This window comes from Nonomuraea polychroma, assembly GCF_004011505.1.
GTDB classification, from domain to species: domain Bacteria; phylum Actinomycetota; class Actinomycetes; order Streptosporangiales; family Streptosporangiaceae; genus Nonomuraea; species Nonomuraea polychroma.
On the sequence record NZ_SAUN01000001.1, the window covers coordinates 10,005,532 to 10,015,896 of the forward strand.

The 10,365-nt window shown below is 68.4% G+C and carries 11 protein-coding genes; all 11 read left to right on the forward strand.

The features are described 5' to 3' along the window. Nucleotides 1-44: 44 nt before the first annotated feature. From EDD27_RS46380 to nuoK, 11 genes are read left to right on the forward strand one after another with little or no spacing between them, the layout of a single operon-like run. Complete coding sequence (locus EDD27_RS46380; protein WP_127938892.1) at nucleotides 45-440, forward strand: NADH-quinone oxidoreductase subunit A; 396 nt, start codon at nucleotides 45-47, stop codon at nucleotides 438-440. A 2-nt stretch (nucleotides 441-442) separates the two neighbouring features. Next, nucleotides 443-994: a NuoB/complex I 20 kDa subunit family protein gene (locus tag EDD27_RS46385; RefSeq protein ID WP_127938894.1), complete on the forward strand. Its 552-nt coding sequence runs from the start codon at nucleotides 443-445 to the stop codon at nucleotides 992-994. Continuing rightward, nucleotides 991-1,695, forward strand: coding sequence for an NADH-quinone oxidoreductase subunit C (locus EDD27_RS46390; RefSeq protein ID WP_127938895.1), 705 nt, complete (start codon nucleotides 991-993; stop codon nucleotides 1,693-1,695). The genes EDD27_RS46385 and EDD27_RS46390 overlap by 4 nt, the downstream gene beginning before the upstream one ends. Continuing rightward, complete coding sequence (locus EDD27_RS46395) at nucleotides 1,692-3,017, forward strand: NADH-quinone oxidoreductase subunit D (RefSeq protein WP_127938896.1); 1,326 nt, start codon at nucleotides 1,692-1,694, stop codon at nucleotides 3,015-3,017. The genes EDD27_RS46390 and EDD27_RS46395 overlap by 4 nt, the downstream gene beginning before the upstream one ends. Next, on the forward strand, nucleotides 3,004-3,741 hold the full coding sequence (gene nuoE, locus EDD27_RS46400) for an NADH-quinone oxidoreductase subunit NuoE (RefSeq protein WP_277750808.1): 738 nt from the start codon (nucleotides 3,004-3,006) through the stop codon (nucleotides 3,739-3,741). Before EDD27_RS46395 ends, nuoE begins: the two co-directional genes overlap by 14 nt. Continuing rightward, complete coding sequence (nuoF, locus tag EDD27_RS46405) at nucleotides 3,738-5,027, forward strand: NADH-quinone oxidoreductase subunit NuoF (RefSeq protein ID WP_127938900.1); 1,290 nt, start codon at nucleotides 3,738-3,740, stop codon at nucleotides 5,025-5,027. The genes nuoE and nuoF overlap by 4 nt, the downstream gene beginning before the upstream one ends. After that, the gene (locus EDD27_RS46410) at nucleotides 5,024-7,399 is read left to right on the forward strand and encodes an NADH-quinone oxidoreductase subunit G (RefSeq protein WP_127938902.1); all 2,376 of its coding nucleotides are present in this window, start codon (nucleotides 5,024-5,026) and stop codon (nucleotides 7,397-7,399) included. Before nuoF ends, EDD27_RS46410 begins: the two co-directional genes overlap by 4 nt. After that, the gene (gene nuoH / locus EDD27_RS46415; protein WP_164904094.1) at nucleotides 7,396-8,700 is read left to right on the forward strand and encodes an NADH-quinone oxidoreductase subunit NuoH; all 1,305 of its coding nucleotides are present in this window, start codon (nucleotides 7,396-7,398) and stop codon (nucleotides 8,698-8,700) included. Before EDD27_RS46410 ends, nuoH begins: the two co-directional genes overlap by 4 nt. After that, complete coding sequence (nuoI, locus tag EDD27_RS46420) at nucleotides 8,687-9,202, forward strand: NADH-quinone oxidoreductase subunit NuoI (protein WP_127938904.1); 516 nt, start codon at nucleotides 8,687-8,689, stop codon at nucleotides 9,200-9,202. Before nuoH ends, nuoI begins: the two co-directional genes overlap by 14 nt. Beyond that, entirely contained in the window at nucleotides 9,195-10,025 is an 831-nt protein-coding gene (locus tag EDD27_RS46425; RefSeq protein ID WP_127938906.1) for an NADH-quinone oxidoreductase subunit J, read from the forward strand. Before nuoI ends, EDD27_RS46425 begins: the two co-directional genes overlap by 8 nt. Then, nucleotides 10,022-10,318 (forward strand): NADH-quinone oxidoreductase subunit NuoK, encoded by a 297-nt coding sequence (gene nuoK / locus EDD27_RS46430; protein WP_127938908.1) that lies wholly within the window; start codon nucleotides 10,022-10,024, stop codon nucleotides 10,316-10,318. The genes EDD27_RS46425 and nuoK overlap by 4 nt, the downstream gene beginning before the upstream one ends. Nucleotides 10,319-10,365 lie beyond the last annotated feature (47 nt).

Here is a 10,365-nt window from a genome sequence, read left to right on the forward strand (position 1 = left end):
GGCTGCGCGCCCGCGCGCGCGGCGACTCCAGAGGAGGCGTAGCGATGGACCTTTACGTGCCCATCCTGGTGCTCGCCGTTCTCGCGGGGGGCTTCGCGATCTTCTCGGTCGCCATCGCTCCCTTCACCGGCCCCAAGCGCTGGAACCGCGCCAAGCTTGACGCCTATGAATGCGGCATCGAGCCGACGCCCCAGCCCGTCGGTGGCGGACGGTTCCCGCTCAAATACATGGTCACGGCGATGCTCTTCATCGTCTTCGACATCGAGATCATCTTCCTATACCCGTGGGCCGTCACGTTCGCGCCCGAGACGAACGACGCCGGTCAGGTGCTCTTCTCCGGCCTGGGGCTGTTCGGGCTCGTGGAGATGTTGCTGTTCATCGTCACCGTGCTCGTCGCCTACGCGTACGTGTGGCGCCGCAAGGGTCTGGACTGGGACTGAAAATGGGACTTGAAGAGAAACTCCCCAGCGGGTTCATCCTCAGCACGGTCGAGGCGGCCGCGGGATGGGCACGCAAGAACTCCGTATGGCCGGCCACGTTCGGGTTGGCATGTTGCGCCATCGAGCTGATGGCCACCGGCGGCCCCCACTACGACCTGGCGCGCTTCGGCATGGAGCGCGCTTCGGCGTCTCCTCGCCAGGCCGACCTGATGATCGTGGCCGGGCGCGTCTCCCAGAAGATGGCCCCCGTGCTGCGCCAGATCTACGACCAGATGGCCGAGCCCAAGTGGGTCATCTCCATGGGCGTGTGCGCCTCCAGCGGCGGCATGTTCAACAACTACGCCATCGTGCAGGGCGTCGACCACGTCGTGCCGGTCGACATCTACCTGCCGGGCTGCCCGCCGCGGCCGGAGATGCTCATCGACGCCATCGTCAAGCTGCACGACAAGATCCAGAACATGAAGTTCGGCGCGCACCGCGCCAAGCAGATCGAGGAGCTCGAGCTGCAGGCGCTGCGCACGCTCCCGCTGATCGACCAGGGGGCCGTGAAGTGACCTCGCCCGACAACCTCCCCGGCAGCCCGGACAGCGGCGAGACCCCCGAAGTCGCCGAGGTCGCGGTGCCCGAGGCGCCCGTCGCCAGGCACGGCATGTTCGGCGCGCAGGACACCGGCGACACCTCCGGCTACGGCGGCCTCGTCGTGCGCCGGGCGCCGCAGATCTCGACGCCGCGCCCGTACGGGAGCTACTTCGACGAGATCGTCGACACCCTGGCACTCGACGACGCCATCGAGCGCGTGGTCGTGGACCGCGGTGAGCTGACCCTGCACGTCAAGCGCGAGCGCCTCGTCGAGGTGTGCCAGAAGCTGCGTGACGACCCGGCGCTGCGCTTCGAGCTGTCGCTCGGCGTGTCCGGAGTGCACTACCCCCACCTGGTGGGCGAGGAGCTGCACGCCGTCTACCACCTGTGCTCGATCACCCACAACAGGCGCGTGCGCCTGGAGGTGAGCGCACCGGACGCCGACCCGCACATTCCATCGACGGTGAGCGTTTACCCTGGTCACGACTGGCATGAGCGGGAGACGTACGACTTCTTCGGGATCGTCTTCGACGGCCACCCCGCGCTCACCCGGATCATGATGCCGGACGACTGGGACGGCCACCCGCAGCGTAAGGACTACCCGCTCGGCGGCATCCCGGTCGAATACCGCGGCGCCACCATCCCCGCGCCGGACCAGAGGAGAAGCTACTCATGAGCACCGCTTATGACGAGGCGACCGAGGGCAAGGTCTACTCGGTCAACGGCGGCGACTGGGACCAGGTCGTCGCCGGGGCGCGCGACACCGAAGAAGAGCGCCTGGTCGTCAACATGGGCCCCCAGCACCCGTCCACCCACGGCGTGCTCCGCCTCGTCCTGACCCTCGACGGCGAGACGGTGACCGAGGCCCGCGGCGTCATCGGCTACCTGCACACCGGCATCGAGAAGAACATGGAGTTCCGGACGTGGACCCAAGGGACCACGTTCGTGACCCGCATGGACTACCTCTCGCCGATCTTCAACGAGACCGCCTACTGCCTGGGCGTGGAGAAGCTGCTCGGCATCACCGACCGCATCCCCGAGCGGGCGCAGGCCATCCGCGTGATGATGATGGAGCTCAACCGCATCGCCTCGCACCTGGTGGCCATGGGCACGTTCGGCATGGAGCTGGGCGCGACCACGCCGTTCCTCTTCGGGTACCGCGATCGTGAGATGATCATGGACCTGTTCGAGTACATCACCGGCCTGCGCATGAACCACGCCTACGTCCGCCCCGGTGGCGTGAGCGTGGACCTGCCGGCCGGCGCGGTGGACAAGGTCGGCGAGTTCCTCAAGGAGATGCCCAAGCGGATCAAGGACATCCGCAAGCTCCTCGACGCCAACCCCGTCTACGTGCGCCGCACCAAGGACGTGGCCTACCTCGACCTGACCGGCTGCATGGCGCTCGGCGTCACCGGCCCCATCCTGCGTGCCGCCGGCCTGCCGTGGGACCTGCGCAAGTCGCAGCCCTACTGCGGCTACGAGACGTACGAGTTCGAGGTCCCCACCGAGCGCGGTTGCGACGTCTACTCGCGCTACCTCGTGCGGATGAAGGAGATGGAGGAGTCCCTCAAGATCATCGAGCAGGCCCTGGACCGCATCGCCGGTCCGCTCAAGGGCGACCCGGTGATGATCGAGGACAAGAAGATCGGCTGGCCCGCGCAGCTCGCGCTCGGCCCCGACGGGTTCGGCAACTCGCCCGACCACATCGCCCACATCATGGGCACCTCCATGGAGGCCCTCATCCACCACTTCAAGCTGGTGACCGAGGGCTTCAGGGTGCCGGCCGGGCAGGCGTACGCCAGCATCGAGTCCCCCAAGGGCGAGCTCGGCGCGCACGTGGTCAGCGACGGCGGCACCCGGCCGTACCGCGTGCACTTCCGCGAGCCGTCCTTCTGCAACCTGCAGAGCTTCCCCGCGATGGCGGAGGGCGGCCAGGTCGCCGACGTGATCGCCGCGGTGGCTTCAATCGACCCCGTCATGGGAGGTGTGGACAGGTGAGCGAGCTCCGCGAGCGAACAATTGGACACAGCGCTTATCAAGTCATGAGGGCACCGGAGGTGCGCTCATGACTTACTCACCGGAGATCCGTGAGCGTCTGGAGCGGGACGCCAAGGAGATCATCGGGCGCTACCCGAAGACGCGGTCGGCGCTGCTGCCGCTGCTCCATCTCGTGCAGTCCGAGGACGGTTACGTCTCGGACGACGGGCAGGAGTTCTGCGCCGAGATGCTGGGCATCAGCAAGGCCGAGGTCACGGGCGTGGCGACCTTCTACACCATGTACAAGCGCAAGCCCGCCGGCGACTACCACGTCGGCGTGTGCATCAACGCGCTGTGCGCGGTCATGGGCGGCGACCAGATCTGGGAAGAGCTGACGGAGCACGTCGGCGTCGGTCACGACGAGGCGACCCCGGACGGCAAGGTCTCGCTGGAGCGCCTGGAGTGCAACGCGGCCTGCGACTTCGCGCCCGTCATGATGGTCAACTGGGAGTTCTTCGACAACCAGACGCCCGAGTCGGCCAAGCAGCTCGTCGACGACCTGCGTGACGGCAAGGACGTGCGGCCCACGCGCGGCCCGAAGAAGCTGTGCACCTTCAAGGAGGCCTCCCGCGTGCTCGCGGGCCTGCCCGACGACCAGGCCGGCGACGGCCCGTCGGCGGCCGGCCCCTCCCTGGAGGGCCTGAAGGTCGCCAAGGCCAACGGATGGAAGGCCCCCGAGGCATGAGCACGACGTTGACACCGGTCCTGACGGCCAACTGGGACCAGCCCAACTCCTTCACCCTCGACGTCTACGGCGAGTACAAGGCGGCCAAGAAGGCGCTGGGCATGGACCCCGACGCCGTCATCCAGGCCGTCAAGGACTCGGGCCTGCGCGGCCGCGGCGGCGCGGGCTTCCCGACCGGCATGAAGTGGGGTTTCATCCCGCAGGGCGACGGCAAGCCGCACTACCTCGTCGTCAACGCCGACGAGTCGGAGCCGGGCACCTGCAAGGACATCCCGCTGATGATGGCCAACCCGCACGCGCTGGTCGAGGGCATCATCATCACGTCCTACGCCATCCGGGCCAACCACGCCTTCATCTACGTGCGCGGCGAGGTCCTGCACGTGATCAGGCGGCTGCACGCGGCCGTGCGGGAGGCGTACGAGAAGGGTTACCTCGGCAGCGACATCTTCGGCTCGGGCTACGACCTGGAGCTGGTGGTGCACAGCGGGGCGGGCGCGTACATCTGCGGCGAGGAGACGGCGCTGCTCGACTCGCTGGAAGGCTTCAGAGGTCAACCGCGGCTCAAGCCCCCGTTCCCGGCCGTGGCGGGCCTCTACGCCTCGCCTACTGTCGTGAACAACGTCGAGTCGATCGCCAGTGTTCCCTCGATCATCGCCAACGGCGCCGACTGGTTCGCCGGCATGGGCACCGAGAAGTCCAAGGGCTTCGGCATCTTCTCGCTCAGCGGCCACGTCACCCGCCCCGGACAGTACGAGGCGCCGCTCGGCATCACGCTGCGCGAACTGCTCGACATGGCCGGCGGCATCCGCGCCGGGCACCAGATCAAGTTCTGGACCCCCGGTGGCTCGTCCACGCCGATCTTCACCGACGAGCACCTCGACGTGCCGCTCGACTTCGAGGCGGTCGGCGCGAAGGGCTCCATGCTCGGCACCCGCGCGCTGCAGATCTTCGACGAGACCACCTGCGTGGTCCGCACCGTGCTGCGGTGGACGGAGTTCTACGCCCACGAGTCGTGCGGCAAGTGCACACCGTGCCGCGAGGGCACGTACTGGCTCAAGCAGGTGCTCAAGCGCCTTGAGAAGGGCCAGGGCACCGAGGAGGACCTGACCACGATCACCGACATCGCGGACAACATCCTCGGTCGCTCGTTCTGTGCCCTGGGCGACGGCGCGACCAGCCCGATTCACTCCTCCGTGAAGTACTTCCGCGAGGAGTACCTCAAGCACTTCGAGATCGGCGGCTGCCCGTTCGACCCGAAGAAGTCCACTCTCTGGGGTGAGCAGTGACCGTCGTAGAAACAGAAACGAACCTGGTGACCCTGACCATCGACGGGTTCCAGGTCAGTGTCCCCAAGGGCACCCTGATCATCCGGGCCGCCGAGCTGCTGGGCATCCAGATCCCCAGGTTCTGCGACCACCCGCTGCTGGACCCGGCGGCCAACTGCCGCCAGTGTCTGGTCGACATCCCCGACGCGGGCAACGGCCGCGGCTTCCCCAAGCCGCAGCCGTCGTGCGCGATCGAGGTCGCCGAGGGCATGGTCGTGCAGACCCAGCTGACCTCGCCGGTGGCGGAGAAGGCGCAGCGGTCGGCGATGGAGTTCCTGCTGCTCAACCACCCGCTGGACTGCCCGGTCTGCGACAAGGGCGGCGAGTGCCCCCTGCAGAACCAGGCCATGTCCAACGGCCGCGGCGAGTCCAGGTTCCAGGAGCAGAAGCGCACCTTCCCCAAGCCGCTGCCGCTGTCCACGCAGGTGCTGCTGGACCGTGAGCGCTGCGTGCAGTGCGCGCGCTGCATCCGCTTCTCCGACCAGATCGCCGGCGACCCGCTCATCGAGTTCTTCGAGCGCGGGGCCAAAGAGCAGGTGCGTACGGCCGACGGCAAGCCGTTCAACTCCTACTTCTCCGGCAACACGGTGCAGATCTGCCCGGTCGGCGCGCTCACCGGCGCCGCCTACCGGTTCCGCGCCCGGCCGTTCGACCTGGTGTCCACGCCGAGCGCGTGCGAGCACTGCGCCTCGGGTTGCGCGCAGCGCACCGACCACCGGCGCGGCCGTGTGACGCGCCGCCTGGCCGGCAACGACCCGCAGGTCAACGAGGAGTGGAACTGCGACAAGGGCCGCTGGGCGTTCACCTACGCCACGCAGCCCGACCGGCTGAAGACGCCGCTGGTCCGCAACGAGGAGGGCGTGCTGGTGCCGGCCTCCTGGCCGGAGGCGCTGGCCGTCGCCGCCGAGGGCCTGTCCAAGAGCCGCGGCAAGGCGGGCGTGCTGGTCGGCGGCCGGGTGACGGTCGAGGACGCCTACGCCTACGCCAAGTTCGCCAGGCTGGCGCTGGGCACGAACGACATCGACTTCCGCGCGAGGCCGCACTCCGTCGAGGAGGCGCAGTTCCTGGCCCACGCGGTGGCCGGCAAGGGCATCGAGGTCCGCTACAGCGACCTGGAGAACGCCCCGCACGTGCTGCTCGTCGGCTTCGAGCCCGAGGAGGAGTCCCCGATCGTCTTCCTGCGCCTGCGCAAGGCGTGGATGAAGAAGGGGCTCAAGGTCAGCTCGATCGCGCCGTTCGCCTCCCCGGGCCTGGAGAAGGTGGGCGGCACGCTCATCCGCACCGTGCCCGGCGCCGAGGCCGACGCGATCGGCGACCTGGTGGGCACGCTGCCCGAGGGCACGATCGTCCTCGCGGGCGAGCGGCTGGCCACCGTGCCGGGCGCTCTGTCCGCTGTGGTGCGCCTTGCCGCCGCCTCCGGCGGCAAGCTGGCCTGGATCCCGCGCAGGGCCGGCGAGCGCGGCGCGGTCGAGGCCGGCGCGCTGCCCAACCTGCTGCCGATCGGCCGCCCGGTGGACGACGAGACCGCCAGGGCCGAGGTGGCCCGGGCGTGGAACGTGTCCTCGCTGCCCGCGACCCCCGGTCGTGAGACCGCGGACATCCTCACGGCCGCCCGCGACGGGGACATCGAGGCGCTGGTCGTGGCCGGCGTCGACCCATACGACCTGGCCGACCCGGCGGCGGCGCTCGACGCGCTCGAGCACACGCCGTTCATCGTCAGCCTGGAGATCCGCGCCAGCGCCGTCACCGACCGCGCCGACGTGGTCCTGCCCGTCGCCGCCGTCCAGGAGAAGGGCGGTACGTTCGTCAACTGGGAGGGCCGCGGCCGCTCGTTCGAAGCGCCGCTGCGGGTTCCCGGTCTGCAGAGCGACCTGGCCGTGATCGGCAACCTCGCCGACCGGATGGACGTGCACCTGGGCCTGCCGGACGCCAAGAGTGCCCGGCGCGAGCTGTCCGCCCTGGGAGCCTGGCGCGGCAGCCGGGTCAGCGCCCCCAACGCCCTGACCCGCACCCAGGAGGTGCCCGAGCTGGGGCAGGCCCTGCTGGCCACCTGGCACCTGCTGCTCGACGACGGCAGGCTGCAGGACGGCGAGCCTTACCTCGCGGGCACCGCCCGCACCGCCGAAGCGCTGGTCTCCGAGAGCACGGCCGCAGAGCTGGGCGTCGCCGACGGCGACAAGCTCGTCGTCGGCGGTAACGTGACGCTGCCGGTGCGTGTAGCCGACCTGCCCGACCGCGTGGTCTGGGTGCCGGCGAACTCCGGCGGCTGCTCGGTCACGCGCGACCTGCGCGCGGTCGCCGGCGACATCGTCACCATCGGGAGCGCCTCATGATCCACGTCGTTCTCGCGGCCAATCCCACCCTCGCCGACTTCGGCGACGACCCGGTGTGGATCCACATCATCAAGGCCGTGATGCTGTTCGTCGTCCTGATGCTGGGCGTGCTGTTCGGCGTCTGGTTCGAGCGCAAGCTGATCTCGCGGATGCAGAACCGCTACGGCCCCAACCGGGCCGGCAAGTTCGGCCTGCTGCAGTCCGTGGCCGACGGCCTGAAGATGGGTCTGAAGGAGGACCTCTTCCCGCGGACCGTGGACAAGGTGCTCTACCTGCTGGCCCCGGTCATCATGGTGGTCCCGGCGTTCCTGGCCTTCTCCATCGTGCCGTTCGGGCCGGTCGTCAACCTGTTCGGCGAGCAGACGCCGCTGCAGCTGGTCGACCTGCCGGTGGCGGTGCTGTTCATGCTGGCCATGGGCGCGGTGTCCGTCTACGGTGTGGTGCTGGCCGGGTGGTCGTCGCGCTCGCCGTACGCGCTGCTCGGTGGCCTGCGGTCGGCGGCCCAGGTGGTGTCGTACGAGATCGCGATGGGTCTGTCGTTCGTGGCGGTGTTCATCTTCGCCGGGACGCTGTCCACCTCGGAGATCGTCGCGGCGCAGCAGGACACCTGGTTCGTGGTGCTGCTGATCCCGTCGTTCCTGATCTACGTGGTCTGCATGTTCGGCGAGGCCGCCCGTATCCCGTTCGACCTGCCGGAGGGCGAGGGCGAGCTGGTCGGCGGCTTCCAGACCGAATACTCCTCGTCGCTGAAGTTCGCCCTGATCATGATGGGCGAATACCTGCACACGTTCACCGCCTCCGGCATCGCGGTGACGCTGTTCCTCGGCGGGTGGCGGGCGCCGTTCCCGATCTCGCTCTGGGAGGGCGCCAACACGGGCTGGTGGCCGGTCCTGTGGTTCCTCATCAAGTTCGTGCTGACCTTCAGCTTCATCATCTGGGTGCGGGCCTCGCTGCCGCGCGTGCGCTACGACCAGCTGATGTCGCTGGGCTGGAAGGTGCTGATCCCGGTCAACCTGGCGTGGATCCTGCTGGTGGCCGGGGTGCGCAACGTGATGCTCAACCAGGACAACAGGGTGCTCAACGTCGCCCTCGGCCTGCTCATCGTGGTCGCCGCTCTGGCCATCTGGATGCGCTTCGACACCGTCAACCAGCGACGCAAGGAAGAGAAGAAAGCCCAGGTCGACGCCGAGTTCGAGGAACTGTCCAACGAGCCGACGGCCGGTGGCTTCCCGGTGCCGCCGCTCGATCTGCCGCACTACCACGGGGTGCAGCACAAGGAGATTCCCAGTGGGACTAACTGATTGGCTGAACCCCGTCAAAGGCTTCGGGGTCACCTTCCATACGATGTTCAAGAAGCCCGTCACGACGAACTACCCGGAGGAGAAGAAGCCGACGGCTCCTCGCTTCCACGGGCGTCACCAGCTCAACCGCTGGCCGGACGGGCTGGAGAAGTGCGTGGGGTGCGAGCTGTGCGCCTGGGCGTGTCCGGCCGACGCGATCTACGTGGAGGGCGCGGACAACACCGAGGAGGAGCGCTTCTCGCCGGGCGAGCGTTACGGGCGCACCTACCAGATCAACTATCTGCGGTGCATCCTGTGCGGCCTGTGCATCGAGGCCTGCCCGACCCGCGCGCTCACCATGACCAACGAGTACGAGCTCGCCGACAGCACCCGCGAGGGCCTCATCTACACCAAGGAGATGTTGCTCGCGCCGCTGACCCAGGGCATGGAGCAGCCGCCGCACCCCATGCGGCTCGGTGAGACGGAAGAGGACTACTACCGGCTGGGGCGGACCAATGGGTGAGACCGTCACATTCTGGGTGCTCGCCGTCGTGTCCGTCGGCGCCGCGCTCGGCATGGTCTTCAACCGGAAGGCCGTGTACTCGGCGCTGATGCTCGGCACGGTGATGCTCTGCCTCGCGGTCCTGTACGCGGTGCAGGACGCGCCGTTCCTGGCCGCGGTGCAGATCATCGTCTACACCGGCGCCATCATGATGTTGTTCCTGTTCGTGCTCATGCTCGTGGGCGTGGACTCCTCCGACTCCTTCGTCGAGACGATCAGGGGACAGCGTTTCTGGGCAGTGCTCGCCGGCATCGGATTCGCCACGCTGATCATCCTGGCCGTCGGCAACGCGGTCTTCGCTCCCGAGGTCGGGCTGGCGCAGGCCACGGCGTCGGGCGGCTACATCCGCTCGATCGCGTTGCTGCTGTTCACCAAGTACGTGTTCGCGTTCGAGATCACCTCGGCGCTGCTGATCACCGCGGCGCTTGGCGCGATGGTGCTGGCGCACCGCGAGCGACTCACCGACAAGCCCACGCAGAAGGACCTGGCCCGGGCCAGGTTCCTCGGCGACCACCCGTCGCCGCTGCCGGGCCCCGGCACGTACGCCACCGGCAACGCCATCGACATGCCGGCGCTGCTGCCCGACGGGACGGTCGCGGAGTCCTCGGTCAACCGCTACATCGCCCGGTACGACGTCGAGCACGACCACCTGCCCGCCGACCCCCGGCTCGCCGCGGCCATCAGGCACACGGCCGAGGAGGACGCTGAAGAGCGCGACATCCACGCGCGCGACGAGGCGAAGGAGCAGGACGCCGAGCAGCCCACCAACGAGGTGAACAAATGACGACGCACTACCTCGTACTGTCCGGCCTGTTGTTCGCCATCGGCGCCATGGGCGTGCTGATCAGGCGTAACGCGATCGTGGTGTTCATGTGCGTGGAGCTCATGCTCAACGCCTGCAACCTCGCGTTCGTAGCCTTCTCCAGGCAGGTCGGCAACTTGGACGGCCAGATCATCGCGTTCTTCGTGATGGTGGTGGCCGCGGCCGAGGTCGTGGTCGGCCTGGCCATCATCGTGACGATCTTCCGAACCCGCAGGTCCGCGTCCGTCGACGACGCCAACCTGCTGAAGTACTAAGAGGTGACTGGTGGAATCTGAAATCGCTCAGATCGCCCAGCACACCG